This is a genomic window from Pseudomonas sp. NPDC087803, assembly GCF_044742995.1.
GTDB lineage: Bacteria > Pseudomonadota > Gammaproteobacteria > Pseudomonadales > Pseudomonadaceae > Aquipseudomonas.
In genome coordinates, this window is the sequence record NZ_JBIUVO010000017.1 from 1 (window position 1) to 18,636 (window position 18,636).

The window sequence follows — 18,636 nt, forward strand, 5'->3', positions numbered from 1 at the left end:
CGCGCCCCCTGCCCCCCCCCTCCGCTCCCCCCCCCCCCCCCCCCCGCCCCCCCCCGAGGATGGATTCGATCACACCGCTGGTTTCAGCTTCGATGTGGTTCATCATCTTCATGGCTTCGACGATGCACAGGGTGTCGCCTTTCTTCACGGTCTGGCCGACTTCAACGAAGGCTGGCGAGGTTGGCGAAGATTTACGGTAGAAGGTGCCTACCATTGGCGAGCGGGCCACGGTGCCGTTCAGTGCTGGAGCAGCAGCGGCAGCCGGAGCGGCAGCAGCCACTGGAGCAGCGGCGGCAGGTGCGGCGGCCGGAGCCTGCATCGGCGCCGGAGCGTAGTACTGCTGAGCCGGGGTCTTGCTGTGACGGCTGATACGTACGGACTCTTCGCCTTCCTTGATCTCGAGCTCGTCGATGCCGGACTCTTCCAGCAATTCGATCAGTTTCTTAACTTTACGGATATCCATGAATCATCAACTCCCAAGGGTCGGTCAGGGGCGTTTAACGCTTGTGGTTCAAGCTGTTGCCTGTGTTTCAAGCTGCTCTAGTGCGGCCTCCAGGGCCAGTCGGTAACCGCTGGCGCCAAGGCCGCAGATCACTCCCACCGCTACATCGGAGAAGTAAGAGTGATGGCGGAAAGGTTCGCGCTTGTGCACGTTGGACAAATGCACTTCGATGAATGGGATGCTCACTCCCAGCAGCGCGTCACGTAATGCGACGCTTGTGTGCGTAAAAGCTGCTGGATTGATCAGAATGAAATCGACACCTTCGCCGCGAGCGGCATGGATGCGGTCGATCAATTCGTACTCGGCGTTGCTTTGCAGGTGCAGCAGATGATGGCCGGCTTCACGGGCGCGGCGCTCCAGATCCTGATTGATCTGCGCCAGGGTCGTTGAACCGTAAGTGCCGGGTTCGCGGGTGCCGAGCAGGTTCAGGTTGGGGCCGTGCAGCACCAGTAGCGTTGCCATCTGCGTGTTCCTTGTTATGAATGAGCAGTCGTCAGAACCCGGCGACTATGCCGCAAAGACTTTGTGACTGTCCAGTTCTCTGCAATAGCCAGCACGATGACCGATGTTTGCGCGAAATTTGTGACTGAGGGATTTGATCCGGTCACTGAAGGCAAACTATGTAGGAGCTGCCGCAGGCTGCGATCTTTTGATCCTGGTTTTTAAAAGCAAGATCAAAAGATCGCAGCCTCGTTTCACTCGACAGCTCCTACAGGGGGCGTGATCAGACGCGGAAGGCTTGTACCGCGGTATGCAGTTGCCCGCCCAATACCAGCAGGTTCTCGCCCTGTTCGCGACCTTCGCCGATGCGCAGCAGGTTATCCCCGCCCAATTGATGGATCCGCTCACTGTGGTCACGGATCTCGCTGACCGCGCCGCTCTGCTGGGCGGTGATGTCGGCGATGCGGATCGCCGTGTCGGAAATGGTCTGGATCGCGCCGACGATTTTATCCAGCGCGCCGTCCGCCGCTTGTGCCTGATTGGCCGTGGCTTCGGCGTGTTCGACCTGCGCGCGCATGCCTTCGACCGATTGTCGGGCGGCGCTTTGCAGGCCGGCGATCAGTGTCTGGATTTCCGCCGTCGCGCCCGCCGTGCGTTGCGCCAGGGAGCGCACTTCCTCGGCGACCACCGCAAAACCACGGCCCATTTCCCCGGCCCGCGCCGCTTCGATCGCCGCGTTCAGGGCCAGCAGGTTGGTCTGGTCGGCAATCGAGCGGATCACCGTCAGCACGCCACCAATGGTCGCCGACTCTTCGGCCAGGTGCTCGATCATCTGCGCGTTGCCTTGCACTTCGCCGACCAGTGCGTGCAGGCCGGTGAGGCTCTGGCCGATCACGGTTTGCCCGTGTTCAACGGCCAGCCCGGCATGGCGACTGGCATCGGCTGCCTGCCGTGCATCGCCGGCGACTTGCTGAATCGTCGCTTCAAGCTCACCCAGCGAATCGCGGATCAGCGCAGTGTCGCCGGCCTGATGTTCGGCACCGCTGTGCAGGTCGTTGCTCAGTTCGGCCAGGGTGCGGCTGCTGCCGGCGACCTGTTCGGCATTGCCGCGAATTGTCCCGACCAGATCCACCAGATACGCGCGCAGGCGGTTCAGCGAAGCTTCGATGTCATGAAGTTCGCGGTTGGTCTTGCCCAGTTGTATGTCGCGACTGAAATCGCCTTCGGCCCAGGTCGACAGGGCCGGGGCAAGGTTGGTCAGGGTGCGTGACAGGCGCCGCTGCAAGGTGTCGATCAACAGCGCGATCAGCAGAATCAGGCCGATCATCACGCCTTGCATCAGCCGCACTTCACTCTGGATCTGCCCGTGCTGGGCACGTACCACCGGCTCGAGTCCGGCGATGGCTTGTTGCACGGCGGCGATCTTCAGGTGGGTCGCGGTGCTCAGGTCGGTGCGTTTCTGGATCTGCTCGCGGGTGCGTGCCAGCTCCGCCGGGTAGCGACCGAGCAGGCTGTTGAGTTCGCGCTTGAGGCCGACCCCGGCGTCTTCGGCGGCGGCTTTTTCTGTGCTTTCGATGCCCATCATCGCGGCGAAATCGTCGCTGCCGGATTCATTCCTGGCGACAACGCCGAGCAGGGGCAGGGCGTCGATGGCCTGAGCCTGGGTGCGGATGTTGTCGACTTCGCGCTCGACGTCAGCAGCCAGTTCGCTGCGGCCGCTGCTGACCAGTTTGTCGCGGGCCAGCGACAGCTTGCCCAGGTGCTGCGAGGCGACCAGCAGCGGCGTCAGGTACGTCGCGTTGCCATTGGCGTAGGTGCTGAGTTGATCGAGGCTGGCGCTCAACTCGCGTTCGGCCTGCAACAGCAGGGCCTGCGGATCACCGGCCAGTTTGCCGGCCGCGAGCAGGTCGGTTTTGCTGAATTCTTCGAGGCTCGACAAGCTTGGCCGCAGGGTCTCAGCCAGTGCCGGCGGCAGTTCGCCGAGTTCCTTCTGCAAGCCGTCGATGGCCTGACTGGCGCTGCTCAGGCGCAGGGCGTCGCCGCTGGCGAGGTAGTCCTCGACATTGCGCGCCACATCATTCTGAAATTGCTGCGACAGGCCCAGGTAGCGCTCCATCAACAGATATGGGCGCTCCAGGGCTTTTTGCGACCACCACAGCGTCGCGCCGAGGGCCACGCAGACGGCGACCAACAGCAGAGTGTTGAGATTGGTGAGCAACTTCAGGCGCATGACGGCTACCAACGGCAGAAATGGTAAGCGCCTGAATTTATTGCGGTTCTGTTACAGGGTTATGACCGAATCGGTGGATTCCGATGAAAAAGTGGCACTTTGCTTTGAGTCGCGCGCGGTCTGCACCCGATTGCGTCCCGCACCCTTGGCGCGGTACAGCGCTTCATCGGCCTGACTGGCCATCATCAGGCTGTCGGAATCTTCGTGCATTTCCACCACGCCGGCGCTGAAGGTGCACCACAAATCCTGCGGCTGCGCCGGGTAGTGGATTTCGGCGAAGCGCTGGCGGATCTCGTCGAGCACTTTGTGTGCCGCTTCTATATCGGTGTCGGGCATGACGATGGCGAATTCTTCGCCGCCGTAACGGCCGATGAAGTCGGTCTTGCGCAGGCGTTGCTTGAGGAACAGCGCCAGGCTCTTGATCACTCGGTCGCCCATCGGGTGGCCGTGGCTGTCGTTGACCCGTTTGAAGTGGTCGATGTCGAGCATGGCAAAGCTCAGCGGCTTGTTCTCGCGACGGGCGCGGAACGAGCAGTCTTCGAGCAATTGCAGGATGTGCGTGTGGTTGTACAGGCCGGTGAGGCTGTCGCGGACCATCCGCGCCTTGAGGTTGCGCGCACGGGCAGCGCGGTTGCGCACGGTGGTGATCAGGTGCCGCGGCTTGATCGGTTTGGTCAGGAAGTCGTCGCCGCCCTCGCTCATCGCATCGAGCTGCTTATCCAGATCGTCCTCGGCGGACAAGTAAATGATCGGCACGCTGACGTAGCGGTCGTTATGGCGAATGACCTTGGCCAGTTCGGTGCCGGTGCAGGCCGGCATGTACATGTCGAGGATGATCAGGTCCGGCTGGAAATCCGCCAGTTCGGCCATCGCCTGGATCGGTTCGATCAGCGTGCGGGTGACGATTCCGGCACTGTTGAGCAGGCGCTCGGTGTGCAAGGCCTGGGCGCGGGAGTCGTCAATGATCAGCACTTTATAAGGTTCGTACTGGGCGACGCAGGTCAGGACTTCGATCTTCTCCAGCAGGCTGGACGCTTCGAGCGTGCCGGTGAGGAATTCCTGACCGCCGGCGCGCACGGCGGCGAGGCGGGTCGGGGTGTCGGTTTCGTGCAGGCTGAAAAACAGCAACGGCAGCGGTTCTTCCAGGCCGACCTGGGCTTCGGCGGCGAGTTGCAGGCCGACGCCGGGCCCGCTGAAGTCCACGTCCATGACGATCGCGGCCGGCAGGCGCTCGACCATCGAGGAGCGAAACGCCGCGACACTGTCCAGCGCTTGTGCGGTCAGGCCGAAAAACTCCAGTTGCTTGGCCAGCCGCTCGGCGCGGTCGTAATCCTGCAACATCACGTAGATCGGTTTGCGCAATGGCGGCAGGAAGGTCTGATCGAGTTGATCGCCATGCCGCAGACCGGTGCGCGACAGGCGCTGCATCAGGCGATTGAGGTCGGTGATCAGGCCACTGCTCAGGCGTCCGCGATTGGCGTCCACCGCTTCCAGCGATTGGCCGATATGGCGCGCGAGTTGTGTGTGCTCGGGCTGCTCGAAACGCTCGGCAAAACGCAGCAGGCGCAGATTGGCCTCGCTCAGTTCGGCGAGGTCGGCGGTGGACCACTCACTGCGTTGCAGGCGCTGCCATATCTCAAGAATCTGACGTGCCTGATGAATTACCCGCTGGGCAAAGTGGTGCTTGAGGCGCTCACGGCTGGGGTCTTCTGGCTCGGTCATATCCTGACTACTAGTTAGGGCGCATGCTGAGATCGACTGGTGGCTCTATGCTAGCACCTCTTTTCCCTTACATGAGTGTCGTACGTCAATAATCTGCAATGCGCCACAATTCAGTTTCTGACCGATCGGTTTTGTTCTTGACTTTCTCGTCGGTGAAGTCCCGGTATTACGGGCTCTTTGGGACGTTTCCTGTAATTTTTGACGAAGTTTCCCACCTTGTTGAAGTCCTTGTCTTTCAGAGTCTTCTGATTTTTTTTCAACCCCTTTCACAGGGTTTACGGACGGGTAGGGTTAAGGGATTCCCCTAGATGCCTTCGCCACCATGACCCGATGTTTCAACCCGCATCCCAGCGATGGATTACCCCTGAACCACAACACCACGCCCGTCGCCGAATGTGAGTGCAAGGAAGAGTGGCTGTACGGCGAAAAGATGCGGGTTACCGAGGTTCCGGTGCTGACGTGTCAGTGCCTCTGGCGCGCCTTTCAGCAGGCGGCCGAGAAAGTTGTCGCGCCTGAGGGCGTTCTGATCGCCGATCCCGTTGCACGCAACCGGGCGATCAACGCCGCCTATGCCCGCTTGTGGCAACACGATCCGCGGTTCCAGTGGGCGGGTCTGGCGGCCTTCGCCTCCAAGCAGGTGGGGTGTGGACTGCTCCATGCCGCAGACAGTATCGAAAGTATTCGTGCAGAGCATGAGGCGCGGCAGCGGATGCGGGATGGTCGCAGCGAGTCCGGATTGCTGACTCCGGAAAAAATGCCTGAGCAAGCCGATGCGTTGCGCGAGTACGACGAAGCCCGGGCGCGCAATCCTGTGCCGTCGCTGGACTTCCGTGGCCCCGGCGAAGCGTTGTCAGTGGTGCAGCAACAGTTCCGGCATGTGTACGAGATGATGGCGATGGGCAATACCACGCTGTTTCTGGATGTGTATCCGTTGCATCAGTTTTATGCGATGCGTGGGTTGGCGGAATTGAAGAAGTGTCTTGGTGAGCGGAAAAAAATACATGGGCACGCCACGTTTCCGGTGCTTTGGCCGGTGGGGCAGGAAACACTTGAGTTTGGAAAACGCTCTTCAGAAATCCTGAAAGCATTTGAGGCGATAGACGCAGGGAATATTGCCGAAAGTGTGGAGCATCTGGCGTGGCACGAGCAACGAAACATTCTTCAGCCAACCATCTACGAAAACCTTCATCTGGTGGCGCTGCTACGGGGCAACCATTTTTCTTACGTAACGGATTTTCCTTCAGGCGTTGCCCAGGCCATCGAGTTGACCCTCACCAGTCAATGCCAGCGTGTCGATGATGGCCGGACCATCGGTTTTGATACCAATCCACTTGCGGATTTGTCCGATATCGATCAGCGAATGGCGTTCGTGCTTCGGGCGGCGGCTCGTTTTGACCAGATGCTCAATAACGGCAATAGAAATGCGCTAGCACAATCCATCCATGAAATTGCCACGATGGAGGGGAGTTAACTTGCGCTTCTCTCTGTTCAACAGGCGCTGTTGGGCGTCGTTGGTGCTTTGTACTGTTTTAGCGATAGCCGCCGCACGTCTACTGACGCAGCCATTGTGGGATGACCCCGTGATAACCGTGAAAATGGGGGGAACATATGAATACATGGAAGCGCACTCGACAGCCGGATTCAAGGCGTGGGGTCGCGGCCGAAGCGGCGTATCGGGTGGGATCCCGAAGACCGACGCCCGCCTGCGCTTTATTGATCCAAAGTACGGATTCGAAACACCTCTGGCGCGTTTTTTTACGCTGACTTTCATTGGCAACCTGGTCAGCGACGTCCGCATGTCCCCGCAAATCGAGCCTTTACTCATCGACGATGCGATGAAAGTCGTTGTCGATCTGCAGGCACAGTGGTGCGCAAAGGGCTGGAAACCGATGAGTACACGGCGCGATCCGACAATGGTGGATACCCCGGAGTGGCGTGCATACGTCCGACAAGGTGTGCTCTCGGGCGTGTCCTATTGGCAGGCTGGCGACAAGTACCAGGCAATGCTGTCACTGGCACGATTCCGAGACTCCAGGCATCCGGATCAGGAACGCTACCTCATCACCCTTGAAGTAGCCGAACCCTGGATACCTTTCGAAGAAATCGAAAAGCTCCCCGACGAACCCCACCCTTTCCCCCCGCCCCAACCACAGAAAGGGGATACGCCATGTCCCGCCCGGCAGTCTATTGGTGAAGTCACTGCAATGGAGGGCGTCTGATGGTCTTGCGCGTGTCGCTATCCGGTTGGCGTGGCTGGGCTTTGCTCCTGCTGTGTACTGTTTTAGCGCTGGCTGCCGCCCGTCAACTGACGCAGCCATTGTGGGACGACCCCGTGATTGCACTTGAAATCGGCGGGACTTACGAAAACATGATGGAGCATTCCACTGCTCCTTTCAGCCTGTTGATTCGCGGTCACGTCTGGGGCGGCATTCCCAAGACTGATGCACGCTTGCGCGTTGTCGACCCGCAGTATGGATTCGAGACGCCTCTGGCGCGTTTTTTGTCGGTGGGCTTCAAAGACAATGTGGTCAACACCATCCGCATGTCCCCGCAAATCGAGCCTTTACTCATCGACGATGCGATGAAAGTTGTTGTCGATCTGCAGGCACAGTGGTGTGCAAAGGGTTGGAAGCCGATGAGTACGCGGCGCGATCCGGCAATGGCGGATACCCCGGAGTGGCGTGCATACGTCCGACAAGGCGTGCTCTCGGGCGTGTCCTATTGGCAGGCTGGTGACAAGTACCAGGCAATGCTGTCACTGGCACGATTCCGAGACTCCAGGCATCCGGACCAGGAGCGCTACCTCATTACTCTCGCTCTCGCCAAACCCTGGATACCTTTCGAAGAAATCGAAAAGCTCCCCGACGAACCCGACCATTTCCCCCCGCCCCAACCACAAAAAGGAGCCACTCCATGCCCAGCCCAGCCTTCATGACCATTCACGGCAGCCGTCAGGGTCTGATCAGCGCCGGGGCTTTCACCGAGGAGTCGGTGGGCAACACCTATCAGAAGGGGCGTGAGGACAAAATCATGGTTCAGGCCCTGAGCCACGGGATTTTCCTTCCCAAGGGGCAGGGCGCAGGAAGGCGGATGCACAAGCCGCTGATCATCACCAAGGCCCTCGACAAGGCATCACCCCTGATCGAGGTGGCGATGTGTTCCGGTGAGCTGCTCAGCCAGTGCCGCGTGGAGTTTTATCGCACCTCCGCCCAAGGCGTGCAGGAGCATTTCTACACCATCGAGCTGGAGGGGGCGCTGATTGTCGGTGCCGAGGTGCTGATGCCGCATTGCCTCGATTCGGCCATGTCGCACTTCACTCAACTGGAGAAAGTCCATTTCAGCTACCAGCGCATTTACTGGCGACACGAGGTGAGCCGCACGATGGGCTCCGACGAATGGCAGGGCGAGGTGCAGGGATGAGGCTGGTTCATCATGCTGAATTGACCAGCGCCGAACGTCAGCATGTATACCCGGTGGATCAGGCGCTGGAACGCGTCTGTCAGGTATTGCTGGAGCGCCGTCGGCTTGAGGGGCTCGATGAGCTGCGAGCGAGCTTGCTGATCAATCTGGATAGCGAAGTGCTGGATCAGATCGAGCGTGGCGACTGGTTGCTGCTCAAGCCGCAGGCCGAATTCGGCCATTGGCCGGTTGCAGCGTCGGTCTTTGATCAGGCTGTGCTGGATGTGATGAACTATCCCCCCGCGCAGCCCGCCAGAACCCCGCGAATTTTTCGTCTGGTCGACAGCATGACCGGTGAACCGCTGACGCAACAGCCTTACCTCGCAACGGTTGACGGCGTTGTCAGCCAGCGCAAGACCGATGCTGAGGGCATCGCCCATCTGTTCGCATCGGACGCCGTGCGGCAGATTTCAATGAAAATTTTCAGCGTCTGAAGGGCGCGTCTATCCTTTCGCTCACCGACCGCGCGCGGTTTTTTGTTCCATGACCCGATCACGGGTGCCCGGCCTTGGCACGTTGTTGTATGGTTGTGGTCGAACCGTTGAACCCAAGTGATTGAAAGGATATCGCCATGCTGGACTGGAAGAACCGCGCGGGCAGCGCGCCTGAACGTGCCGCTGAGCCGAAGTCGGCCACCCGCAGCTATGTCGGCGGGCTGTTGTTCAGCCGCGCGCTGGCCACGCTGATCGGCATTTATCTGCTGGTGACCATTGGCCTCGGCTGGTACTGGAGCCAGGAGCCAGCGTTGTTCCCGGTGGCGCAAAACGCTCAGGTAGCGGCCGAAAAAGAAGGCAAGCAGATGGTCGTCGGCTACACCACCGTCGAAACCCTGAAGACTGTGGCCGGCACCCTGCTGGACAAGCCGGGCGGCTACATCTCCAACGACCGTTTCCCGCCGGGCCTGTGGATGGACAACATGCCGAGCTGGGAATACGGCGTGCTGGTGCAGGTCCGTGACCTGACCCGGGCCCTGCGCAAAGACTTCGCCCGCTCGCAGTCGCAGTCGGCTGAAGACGCTGACCTGGCCAAGGCCGAGCCGCGTTTCAACTTCGACAACAAGAGCTGGGTCCTGCCGTCGAGCGAGTCCGAGTACCAGGAAGGCATCAATTCCCTGAGCCGTTATCAGGCGCGCCTGTCCGACCCGTCGCAGAAAAACGCGCTGTTCTACGCTCGTGCCGACAACCTCAATAACTGGCTCGGCGATGTCGGCACCCGTCTGGGTTCGCTGTCGCAACGCCTGTCGGCCAGTGTTGGTCGGGTGAAGCTCAACACCGCGCTGAAGACCGAAGTGCCGGCCGTAGGCGAAGTGCCGCAGGTTGACGAGGAAGTCGTCGAGACCCCGTGGATGCAGATCGACAACGTGTTCTACGAAGCGCGCGGTCAGGCCTGGGCGCTGTCGCACCTGTTGCGCGCCATCGAAGTGGACTTCGCCGATGTGCTGGCGAAGAAGAACGCCACCGTCAGCGTGCGTCAGATCATCCGTGAGCTGGAAGCGTCGCAGGAGCCGGTCTGGAGTCCGATGATCCTCAATGGCAGCGGCTTCGGCGTGCTGGCCAACCACTCGCTGGTCATGGCCAACTACATTTCCCGGGCCAACGCCGCAGTGATCGATCTGCGTCAACTGCTCAATCAGGGCTGAGTCATGGTCGAGAGCGCCAGAGAGGCGGCCCACCGCGCCGCCTCCGATGCCGAACAGATCGCCTGGGTCGACGAGCAGGACAACCTGCTCGGCGCTCTGGTGCGGGCCGATCTGCGTGAACGCGGGCTGATCGGTCGCGGCACCTACATCATGCTGTTCAACAGTGCCGGTGAGCTTTGCGTGCACCGGCGCACCTTGAGCAAAGCGATTTATCCCGGTTACTGGGACGTGGCGGCCGGCGGCATGGTGCAGGCCGATGAGACCTACGCCGAATCGGCGGCCCGTGAGCTGGAAGAGGAATTGGGCGTGAGCGGCGTAGAACTGACCGCCCACGATCATTTCTTCTTCGAGGACACCGGCAATCGCCTGTGGTGTTCGGCGTTTTCCGCGGTGTGGGACGGCCCGTTGAAACTGCAGCCGGAAGAAGTGCTGGAAGCACGCTTCATTCCAGTCGAGCAGGTGCTGCGTGAAATCGAGCAAAAGCCTTACTGTCCGGACTCTCTGGCCGCGTTGCAGCGCTATCTGAAGGCTCACCAAAGCGACGTCGCAAAGAACACATAAATTGGCGCCGATTGGCTCTTAGCAATTGCGCTTTTTGCCGTTACACTGCGCGACCTTTTCAAGCTGCACCGAATGGTTTGACGTGGGCCTGCCGGCCTGAACGACTGCGGACCTGTAGGAGCTGCCGAAGGCTGCGATCTTTTGATCCTGATCTTTGATGAAGCAAGATCAAAAGATCGCAGCCTTCGGCAGCTCCTACAAGTCGAAGTCGAGCGGTTCAACGATTTCGGTGCAGTAGCGCTGCCCCTGCCTGAGTGGGGCTTCGCGGTCGATGACCTTGCCCAAGGTCGCGATCAGTCTTTGTCCTCCCAAGAGGATTGCCGGTGGCCAAAAAAGCCGCATCCTTCGCCGCCCTTGGTGGCCTGGTATTTTCCACCGACGCAGGTCGTCATTGCCCGGAATGCAGCAAGCCGGTGGATGCCTGTATCTGCAAACAAACCGTGATCCCGGCCGGAGACGGCATTGCCCGCGTGCGTCGCGAGAGCAAGGGCCGTGGCGGTAAGACGGTGACGACCATCACCGGCGTGCCGCTGGCCGAAGACGCCCTCAAGGAGCTGGCGACTACGTTGAAGAAACGTTGCGGCACCGGTGGGGCGTTGAAGGACGGGATCATCGAAATCCAGGGCGATCATGTCGAGCTACTCTTGGCCGAGCTGATCAAACACGGTTTCAAAGCGAAGAAGTCCGGCGGCTAGCAGCCTCTGTGAAATCCATCTGCGGCTTGATCCGGCTCTGCAATGCTCAGCGCCGGCGTCGTCTCCATGGTTTTCACAGAGCCTGTTCCTACCGGTTTCTAAACTACACGCGGTCAGCGCGGTCTACCGCCGCGCTGACGAATCGTCATTTTCATTCTTTAGACTGCGCCGGCCTGCGATCAGGCGACGCACTATGACTTCTTTATAGGGGACTTCGATGTCCGTACGACGCACACGTAAAGACGATGGCAGCCAATGGACAGTTGCGGACAGCCGCAGTGTTTACGGGATTCGCCATTGGGGGGCCGGGTATTTCGCGATCAATGACGCCGGTCGCGTCGAAGTTCGTCCGAACGGCCCGAGCAGTTCGCCTATCGACCTGTTCGAGCAGGTCGACCAGTTGCGCAAGAGCGGCTTGTCCCTGCCGTTGCTGGTACGTTTCCCGGACATCCTGCAAGACCGTGTCCGTCAGCTCACCGGTGCTTTCGACTCGAACATCGAGCGCCTGGAATACCAGAGCAAGTACACCGCGCTGTACCCGATCAAGGTCAACCAGCAAGAAGCGGTGATCGAGAACATCATCGCCACCCAAGACGTCTCCATCGGCCTGGAAGCCGGCTCCAAGCCTGAGCTGCTGGCCGTGCTGGCGCTGGCGCCGAAGGGCGGGACCATCGTCTGCAACGGTTACAAGGACCGCGAGTTCATCCGTCTGGCGCTGATGGGCCAGAAGCTCGGCCACAACGTGTTCATCGTGATCGAGAAAGAATCCGAAGTCGGCCTGGTGATCGAAGAAGCCGCCTCGCTCAAGGTCAAGCCACAGGTCGGCCTGCGCGTGCGTCTGTCGTCGCTGGCGTCGTCGAAGTGGGCGGACACCGGTGGCGAGAAATCCAAGTTCGGTCTGTCGGCGGCGCAACTGCTGTCGGTGGTCGAGCGGTTCCGCGCTGCCGGCCTGGATCAGGGCATTCGCCTGCTGCACTTCCACATGGGGTCGCAGATTGCCAACCTGGCTGACTATCAGCATGGTTTCAAGGAAGCGATCCGTTACTACGGCGAGCTGCGCAACCTCGGCCTGCCGGTCGATCACATCGACGTCGGCGGCGGTCTGGGCGTCGATTACGACGGTACCCACTCGCGCAACGCCAGTTCGATCAACTACGACATGGACGATTACGCCGGTGTCGTGGTCGGCATGCTCAAGGAATTCTGCGACGCGCAGAGCCTGCCGCATCCGCACATCTTCTCCGAAAGCGGCCGCTCGCTGACCGCGCACCACGCGATGCTGGTGGTGCAGGTGACCGACGTCGAGAAACACAACGACGAAATCCCGCTGATCGAAAACAAGGAAGCGCTGCCGGAAACCGTGCAGTGGCTGGTGGACCTGCTCGGCCCGACCGACATCGAGATGGTCACCGAGACCTACTGGCGTGCCACGCACTACATGAGCGACGTGGCTTCGCAGTACGCCGACGGCAAACTGACCCTGGCTGAAAAAGCCCTGGCCGAGCAGTGCTACTTCGCCGTGTGCCGGCGCCTGCACAACTCGCTGAAGGCGCGTCAGCGTTCGCACCGTCAGGTGCTCGACGAACTCAACGACAAGCTGGCCGACAAGTACATCTGCAACTTCTCGGTGTTCCAGAGCCTGCCGGACACCTGGGCGATCGACCAGGTGCTGCCGATCATCCCGCTGCACCGTCTGGACGAAGAGCCGCTGCGTCGCGCCGTGCTGCAAGACCTGACCTGCGACTCCGACGGCAAGATCAACCAGTACGTCGACGAGCAGAGCATCGAGACCAGCCTGCCGGTGCACGGTCTGAACGAAGGTGAAGACTACCTGCTGGGCGTGTTCCTGGTCGGCGCCTATCAGGAAATCCTCGGCGACATGCACAACCTGTTCGGTGACACCGATTCGGTGAACATCTACCAGAACGCCGATGGCAGCGTGTACCACGCCGGTATCGAAACCCACGACACCATCGAAGACATGCTGCGCTACGTGCACTTGTCGCCGGAAGAACTGATGACCCACTACCGCGACAAGTGCGCCAGTGCCCGCATCAGTGCCAGCGAACGCACGCAGTTCCTCGATGCCTTGCGTCTGGGTCTGACCCGCTCCTCCTACCTGTCCTCCTGAGTCAGGTCTGTTGCACCGGGTTGTCTGAATTTTTTCCGCAAGCTGCGGAAAATTCGGATGACCCGGTGGGACATCTCCCAAATTTCCCGCGAAATAACAGCCTGCCACAGTCCGTGAAGTCATCCGGTCTGCTTTTCGCGTAGGTCATTTCCTAAGTTGTACTTCAGCTCTCTACTCGGCCATGGCTCTCGGCGAGAATCCCCGGCCGCCCCTCCTGTAGAGATCCGCCCATGTTCGATTCAGTCAACGAGCCGTCATTTCGTCTCGATGTAGCGGGGCTGCCCGCGCCCTTCGAGGTGCTGGCCTTTACCGGAAGCGAGGGCATCAGCCAGGCCTTTGCCATTGAGGTCGATCTGTTGGTCGAAGATCCGCAACTGGATCTGGCCGGTTTGCTGTACCGCTCGGCGTTCTTGCAGTTCGGCCCCGGGCGCAATGGCCTGAGTGGGCAATTGCAGAGTGTCGTGCAGCAGGATCACGGCGAGGGTTGCCGATTGTGTCGGGTGACGCTGGGGCCGAAACTGAGTTGTCTGGCGCTGCGTTTCAGCCAGCGGATTTTCAGCGGCCAGTGTGTGCCGCGGATCCTCGCGCAGGTGCTCAAGGAGCACGGTATCGTCGATGTGCAACGACGCTTTGATTTGCACAACGAATACCCGGTGCGCACCTTTTGCACGCAATACCATGAATCGGACCTGCAATTCGTGCAGCGGCTGTGTGTGCAGGCGCGCATCCACTACTACTTCGAGCACTGCCCGGACGGCCATTGTCTGGTCTTCGCCGATGATCCGGCGCGCTTGCCCGTCGCCGGCGTAGCGTCGGTGGACCATGGCGCGAGCACGCCGGCGCTGCGCCGCTGGCAGCTGGAGCTGGAGGCCGCAGACGCCGATGAGCAACCGGCCCGCACCAGCAAGGCTTACGGCCACAGCGACCTGCCGACCTTGCGCAGCGCGCAATGGCTGGCGCTGACGGCCCATCCGTTTGCCGAGTGCAATCGCCGCTGGTTATTGAGCCGCATCGAGCACCGTGGGGACCCCACCAGCGAGCCGGCCTACAGCAACCGCATCGTTGCTGCCGCCCAGGCACCCGTGCCGGCGCTGGCGACGCTTGCCAGACCGCGCATGCACAGTCTGCAACGCGCGTGGGTGGTGACGGTCGACGAACCGCAACCCGACGAACTGCGACCGGTGGCCGTGCAGTTTGACTGGCTTTATCAAGGCGAGGGCGCTGCCGCCAGCCACTGTTGGCTGCCCCTCGCTGCGGCACTGAGTGAAACGACGCGGGCGTCTTTGTGCGAAGGCGTCGAAGTGGTGGTGAGTTTTCTCGAGGGCGACCCGGACCAGCCAGTGATCAGTGGGGTCTTGCAGGAACCGGCAGTCAGCGAAGCCTGCGTTGAGCCGGCGGCGCTGCCCGAGGTTCTGCCCAGCGCCGGTCTGGCGCAATGGCTCAAGTCCGCCGAACCGCTGTTGCTGTTGTGCCTGATGCCCGGCGGTGGCAGTTACAACCATTGCACGGCGTCGATCTGCAGTTGTCGCCTGGTCGCCTCGTTGGGACAGGGCGGCGCCACTTGAGCGGCGTGGGATTTGCCCAACAGGCACAATGGCTGTTGCTCGATGGCAGTGAAGCGCAGCCGGCCCTGGCGACGCTGCGTCAGGGCTTCGCCGGGGTGCGTTGTACGCGGCTGTTCGACGGTACCGAGTTTCAACCCGTGAGTGAGCACGGTCCGCGGCTGATCGACTTGCACGCGAGCCCGGCACTGGCCGCGCTGTGTCACCGCGATCCGCAGACCTGGCGCGGTCTGTTGCTCGCCAGCGAGCACTCTGAACCAACCTTGCTGAGCCACCTGCGACGGATGCTCAGCGTTTCCTTCGGCCTCAACCACCGCGCCTTGCTCGGCTACTACAACCGACAGACCGCGAGCTATTTCTTCGATGCCTGCGATGCCGCCGACTTGAGTCGCTGGCTCGGGCCGATCAGCCTGTTGCGCTGGTTCGGTGGCACCTGGGCCGACCTCGCGATCGGCAGTCAGGGCTGGCAGCAACTGCGCAATCCGCAGTGGCCGGTCGAGCCGCTGGGGATCGACGAAAGCCTCACTCATCGTCAGCGCGAGCGATTGCAAAGCTGCCTGCTGGAACAACATATCTGGCGCTGGTGCCAATCCCAGGGAACCGACTACGCGCGGATGGCCTCCCATGTGCAGGAGGGGCTGAGCCTGGGTTTCAGTGACCGACCGGTGCTGGATGACTGGTTGTGGCTACGCTTGCAGCATCCCCGAGCGCAATTGCCAGGCATGCCGGACGGGCTGACCCAGCAGGAACGGCTCGACCATGTGCGACGACAGTGGCAGAACGATCAATCTTGAGGTGCGGCACCCATGGCAAATCCTCGCTGGCAACGGTTTGGCGCAATCCTCGGCGGGTTCCTGCTGCTGGTGCTGACCGGGTGTTCCCCGGTCAAGGTGCTGAATGCACTGACTCCCGACGACACCTTCCACAGAACCGCCGGGATTGCCTACGGCGATGATCCGCGACAGAAACTCGACGTCTACGTGCCCCGCCAGCCGCTGCCGGATGCGCCGGTCGTGGTGTTCTTCTACGGCGGCAGCTGGAACAGCGGTGAGCGCGGCGATTACGCGTTTGTCGGCGAGGCACTGGCGTCACGGGGGATTGTTGCGGTGCTGGCGGATTATCGGCTGTACCCGCAGGTGCGCTATCCGCTGTTTCTTGAAGACTCGGCGCGGGCCGTGGCCTGGACCCGAGCGCATATCCGCGAGTTCGCCGGCAACCCACAGCGCTTGTATTTGATGGGGCACAGTTCCGGCGCCTACAACGCGGCGATGCTGGCGCTGGACCCTGGACTGCTGGGAGCGGTGGGCATGTCGTCGAAAGACCTCAGCGGCTGGATCGGCCTGGCCGGGCCGTATGACTTTTTGCCGATCAAGAATGCCGACGTGCGCCCGGTATTCTTCTGGCCGGACTCACCGCCGCAATCGCAGCCGATCAACCATGTCAGGCAGGGCGAGCCGCCGGCGCTGCTGATTGCTGCGACCAAGGACAATCTGGTCAACCCCACTCGAAACACCGCTGGCCTGGCAAAAAAACTGCGTGAGGCGGGCGTGCCGGTGCAGGATCTGTACTACTCGCGCCCCAGTCATGTGACGCTGGTGGCGAGCCTGTCGCGGCCGCTGCGGCGGCTGGCGCCGGTACTCGATCAGGTCGTCGCGTTCGTCAAACACACGCCGGTTCAGTGAGCGGCGCCGCTGAACCAGCGGTCATTACGCCGCAGCCACAGGGCCAGTGCACCGAGGGTCAGGCTGCGTAACACCATGAACAGCAGGAATGTTATCCACAGGCCGTGATTGCCCAACCCCTGCAGTGCCCAGGCGAACGGCAGCAGCAGGACGACGGTCAGCAGCATGCCGTTGCGCATCTCCCGGGCACGGGTGGCGCCGATGAACAGGCCGTCGAGCAGGTAGCTCCAGACCGCAATCAGCGGCAACACCGCCAGATACGGCAGGTAGATGAACGCGGTGTCGCGCACGCTCTGGATGTCGGTCTGCATTTCGATGAACAGGTGCCCGCCCAACAGAAACAGCGCGGCAAAACCGAGGCTGGCCAGCAGCGACCAGCCGCCGGCCACCACCAATGAACGGCGCAGGGCGAGACGGTCGCGAGCACCGATGGCGTGTCCGCACAACGCTTCGACCGCATGCGCCAGACCGTCCAGTGCATGCGCGGTCAGCAGCAAACCGTTGAGCAGCAGGGCATTCGCCGCCACCGTGGCATCGCCCAATCGCGCGCCTTGCACGGTGATCAGGAAAAACACCGATTGCAGCGCCAGGCTGCGGATGAAAATGTCGCGGTTGACTGCCAGTAACGGGCGCCAGCTCTGCCAGACCTTCAAGGCCGCCCAGGCGATATGCCCGGGATAGGCGCGCAAGGCGCCGCGGGTCAGCCACAGGCCGAGCAGGGCGCCGCTCCACTCGGCAATCACCGAGGCCCGGGCCGAGCCGACCACACCCCATTCCAGGCCAATCACGAACCACAGGTTGAGAGCGATGTTGATCAGGTTGGTGCTCAGCAGAATCGCCAGCGGCGCTCGGGCGCTCTGGGTGCCGAGGAACCAGCCGACCAGGGCGTAACTGGCCAGTGCTGCCGGCAAGCCGAATAGCCGGGTGTGGAAGAACTCGCGGGTCAGTTGATCGAGTTCGGCCGACGGCTGTATGAAGTGCAGGGCCACGCCGCTCAGCGGCACGCCGAGAGTGCCGAGCACGATTGCCAGTCCCAGCGCCAGCAGCAAACCCTGCAACAGAATCTGCCGCAACGCCGCGCCATCGCTGCGCCCGGCGGCCTGGGCGGCAAACCCGGTGGTGCCCATGCGCAGAAAACCCATCGCCCAGGCGAGAAAGGTATAGAGGCTGGCGCCGACCGCCACCGCGCCCAACTGATGGGCGTGGGGCAAGTGGCCGATGACGGTGCTGTCGACCAGCGCTACCAGCGGCACGGAGATATTGGAAAGAATCATCGGCGCAGCGAGCGCCCAGACCTTGCGGTGAGTCGGGCGGTCGCGCCAGTCGGCAATCAGGTTGGACATGCGGGCTCCTTGGGGGAGCGGGGATTGTAGCGATTCATGCGATCTATTGTGGGAGCGGGCTTGCTCGCGAAGGCAGTGCGTCAGTCAAAACAGCTTTTACTGATCTGACGCTTTCGCGAGCAAGCCCGCTCCCACAGGGGAAGAGAGGTGTCAGTGGATAATCCAGCTCAACAACCACAACCCCAACAGCAGCCAGATGATCCCGGCAATGATCGACGCATTCATGAACGCGCGAATCGCCGACCACAGCAGCATCAAGCCGACAATCAGCGCGAGGATGCTGATGATCGAGGTGTCCATGCCGAGCGTCTTGGCCAGCCCGTCGACAAAGTTGCCGCCGGCGTTACTCAGAATATTGAACAGCCCGCTGAGGCCATCGACGATGAAGCGGATGATCGAACCGAGTGCCTGGCCGAGCCATTCGAAAAAGCTTTCTACCTGCATGTGTGCATCCTGATGAAAGAGCTGAGCCTTGGGCCACAACGCAGGTGGCCGAGTTCCCTGTCAGGAGTATGGCCCAATGCTGCGCCGAACGGAAAATCTGTAGGAGCTGCCGCAGGCTGCGATCTTTTGCTGTTGATTTTCAAGGGCAAGATCAAAAGATCGCAGCCTGCGGCAGCTCCAACATGGGCCTTGCCTTCAACGCGTAACCCCCCGAAGCTATACGCC

General features: G+C 61.4%; 18 protein-coding genes. 12 read left to right on the forward strand and 6 right to left on the reverse strand.

The features are described 5' to 3' along the window. The 4 genes from accB to gcbA all read right to left on the reverse strand — a co-directional run. Positions 1 to 463: acetyl-CoA carboxylase biotin carboxyl carrier protein (gene accB, locus ACIOUG_RS12100; protein WP_401065653.1), on the reverse strand; the 463-nt coding region annotated here is incomplete at its 3' end. A 48-nt stretch (positions 464 to 511) separates the two neighbouring features. Then, entirely contained in the window at positions 512 to 964 is a 453-nt protein-coding gene (aroQ, locus tag ACIOUG_RS12105) for a type II 3-dehydroquinate dehydratase (protein WP_003221283.1), read from the reverse strand. A gap of 262 nt (positions 965 to 1,226) precedes the next feature. Then, positions 1,227 to 3,173 (reverse strand): methyl-accepting chemotaxis protein, encoded by a 1,947-nt coding sequence (locus ACIOUG_RS12110; RefSeq protein ID WP_401065654.1) that lies wholly within the window; start codon positions 3,171 to 3,173, stop codon positions 1,227 to 1,229. 51 nt (positions 3,174 to 3,224) lie between these two features. Further along, entirely contained in the window at positions 3,225 to 4,895 is a 1,671-nt protein-coding gene (gene gcbA / locus ACIOUG_RS12115; protein WP_401065656.1) for a diguanylate cyclase GcbA, read from the reverse strand. Positions 4,896 to 5,217: 322 nt separating this feature from the next. On the opposite strand from gcbA, the gene ACIOUG_RS12120 reads away from it, so the two are divergent. The 12 genes from ACIOUG_RS12120 to ACIOUG_RS12175 all read left to right on the forward strand — a co-directional run bounded on the left by ACIOUG_RS12120 (position 5,218) and on the right by ACIOUG_RS12175 (position 16,624). Continuing rightward, positions 5,218 to 6,366, forward strand: coding sequence for a DUF2515 family protein (locus ACIOUG_RS12120; protein WP_401065658.1), 1,149 nt, complete (start codon positions 5,218 to 5,220; stop codon positions 6,364 to 6,366). Between the two features lie 109 nt (positions 6,367 to 6,475). Then, positions 6,476 to 7,114 carry a hypothetical protein gene (locus ACIOUG_RS12125; RefSeq protein ID WP_401065661.1) on the forward strand — a complete coding sequence of 213 codons (639 nt, stop codon included), beginning with the start codon at positions 6,476 to 6,478 and terminating at the stop codon, positions 7,112 to 7,114. Then, a complete protein-coding gene (locus ACIOUG_RS12130) occupies positions 7,114 to 7,830 on the forward strand; it encodes a hypothetical protein (RefSeq protein ID WP_401065663.1) in 717 nt (238 codons plus the stop codon). Before ACIOUG_RS12125 ends, ACIOUG_RS12130 begins: the two co-directional genes overlap by 1 nt. Continuing rightward, complete coding sequence (locus tag ACIOUG_RS12135) at positions 7,809 to 8,315, forward strand: Hcp family type VI secretion system effector (RefSeq protein ID WP_401065665.1); 507 nt, start codon at positions 7,809 to 7,811, stop codon at positions 8,313 to 8,315. Before ACIOUG_RS12130 ends, ACIOUG_RS12135 begins: the two co-directional genes overlap by 22 nt. After that, positions 8,312 to 8,788 carry a hypothetical protein gene (locus tag ACIOUG_RS12140; protein WP_401065668.1) on the forward strand — a complete coding sequence of 159 codons (477 nt, stop codon included), beginning with the start codon at positions 8,312 to 8,314 and terminating at the stop codon, positions 8,786 to 8,788. The genes ACIOUG_RS12135 and ACIOUG_RS12140 overlap by 4 nt, the downstream gene beginning before the upstream one ends. Positions 8,789 to 8,925: 137 nt before the next feature. Further along, a complete protein-coding gene (locus ACIOUG_RS12145; RefSeq protein WP_401065671.1) occupies positions 8,926 to 9,993 on the forward strand; it encodes a DUF2333 family protein in 1,068 nt (355 codons plus the stop codon). A 3-nt stretch (positions 9,994 to 9,996) separates the two neighbouring features. Then, positions 9,997 to 10,554: an NUDIX hydrolase gene (locus ACIOUG_RS12150; RefSeq protein WP_401065673.1), complete on the forward strand. Its 558-nt coding sequence runs from the start codon at positions 9,997 to 9,999 to the stop codon at positions 10,552 to 10,554. A gap of 323 nt (positions 10,555 to 10,877) precedes the next feature. Then, on the forward strand, positions 10,878 to 11,249 hold the full coding sequence (locus ACIOUG_RS12155; protein WP_007914613.1) for a translation initiation factor Sui1: 372 nt from the start codon (positions 10,878 to 10,880) through the stop codon (positions 11,247 to 11,249). Between the two features lie 217 nt (positions 11,250 to 11,466). Then, a complete protein-coding gene (gene speA, locus ACIOUG_RS12160) occupies positions 11,467 to 13,380 on the forward strand; it encodes an arginine decarboxylase (protein WP_401065676.1) in 1,914 nt (637 codons plus the stop codon). A gap of 230 nt (positions 13,381 to 13,610) precedes the next feature. Beyond that, a complete protein-coding gene (locus ACIOUG_RS12165; protein WP_401065678.1) occupies positions 13,611 to 14,945 on the forward strand; it encodes a contractile injection system protein, VgrG/Pvc8 family in 1,335 nt (444 codons plus the stop codon). Next, a complete protein-coding gene (locus ACIOUG_RS12170) occupies positions 14,942 to 15,736 on the forward strand; it encodes a DUF4123 domain-containing protein (protein WP_401065681.1) in 795 nt (264 codons plus the stop codon). The genes ACIOUG_RS12165 and ACIOUG_RS12170 overlap by 4 nt, the downstream gene beginning before the upstream one ends. Before the next feature lie 12 nt (positions 15,737 to 15,748). Further along, on the forward strand, positions 15,749 to 16,624 hold the full coding sequence (locus ACIOUG_RS12175) for an alpha/beta hydrolase (protein ID WP_401065683.1): 876 nt from the start codon (positions 15,749 to 15,751) through the stop codon (positions 16,622 to 16,624). On the opposite strand, the gene ACIOUG_RS12180 is transcribed toward ACIOUG_RS12175, so the two are convergent. Both ACIOUG_RS12180 and ACIOUG_RS12185 read right to left on the reverse strand, forming a co-directional pair. Beyond that, positions 16,618 to 17,967, reverse strand: a complete 1,350-nt coding sequence (locus ACIOUG_RS12180; RefSeq protein ID WP_401065686.1) for an MATE family efflux transporter — start codon at positions 17,965 to 17,967, stop codon at positions 16,618 to 16,620. The two genes, ACIOUG_RS12175 and ACIOUG_RS12180, sit on opposite strands and share 7 nt — an antisense overlap. Before the next feature lie 150 nt (positions 17,968 to 18,117). Further along, positions 18,118 to 18,411 (reverse strand): hypothetical protein, encoded by a 294-nt coding sequence (locus ACIOUG_RS12185; RefSeq protein WP_007963021.1) that lies wholly within the window; start codon positions 18,409 to 18,411, stop codon positions 18,118 to 18,120. Positions 18,412 to 18,636 lie beyond the last annotated feature (225 nt).

Bases quoted from the DNA above. Each gene is read 5' to 3' on its own strand.
- aroQ (WP_003221283.1), bottom strand. From the start codon at position 964: ATGGCAACGCTACTGGTGCTGCACGGCCCCAACCTGAACCTGCTCGGC.
- ACIOUG_RS12110 (WP_401065654.1), bottom strand. From the start codon at position 3,173: ATGCGCCTGAAGTTGCTCACCAATCTCAACACTCTGCTGTTGGTCGCC.
- gcbA (WP_401065656.1), bottom strand. From the start codon at position 4,895: ATGACCGAGCCAGAAGACCCCAGCCGTGAGCGCCTCAAGCACCACTTT.
- ACIOUG_RS12120 (WP_401065658.1), top strand. From the start codon at position 5,218: ATGACCCGATGTTTCAACCCGCATCCCAGCGATGGATTACCCCTGAAC.
- ACIOUG_RS12130 (WP_401065663.1), top strand. From the start codon at position 7,114: ATGGTCTTGCGCGTGTCGCTATCCGGTTGGCGTGGCTGGGCTTTGCTC.
- ACIOUG_RS12135 (WP_401065665.1), top strand. From the start codon at position 7,809: ATGCCCAGCCCAGCCTTCATGACCATTCACGGCAGCCGTCAGGGTCTG.
- ACIOUG_RS12140 (WP_401065668.1), top strand. From the start codon at position 8,312: ATGAGGCTGGTTCATCATGCTGAATTGACCAGCGCCGAACGTCAGCAT.
- ACIOUG_RS12145 (WP_401065671.1), top strand. From the start codon at position 8,926: ATGCTGGACTGGAAGAACCGCGCGGGCAGCGCGCCTGAACGTGCCGCT.
- ACIOUG_RS12150 (WP_401065673.1), top strand. From the start codon at position 9,997: ATGGTCGAGAGCGCCAGAGAGGCGGCCCACCGCGCCGCCTCCGATGCC.
- speA (WP_401065676.1), top strand. From the start codon at position 11,467: ATGTCCGTACGACGCACACGTAAAGACGATGGCAGCCAATGGACAGTT.
- ACIOUG_RS12165 (WP_401065678.1), top strand. From the start codon at position 13,611: ATGTTCGATTCAGTCAACGAGCCGTCATTTCGTCTCGATGTAGCGGGG.
- ACIOUG_RS12175 (WP_401065683.1), top strand. From the start codon at position 15,749: ATGGCAAATCCTCGCTGGCAACGGTTTGGCGCAATCCTCGGCGGGTTC.
- ACIOUG_RS12180 (WP_401065686.1), bottom strand. From the start codon at position 17,967: ATGTCCAACCTGATTGCCGACTGGCGCGACCGCCCGACTCACCGCAAG.
- ACIOUG_RS12185 (WP_007963021.1), bottom strand. From the start codon at position 18,411: ATGCAGGTAGAAAGCTTTTTCGAATGGCTCGGCCAGGCACTCGGTTCG.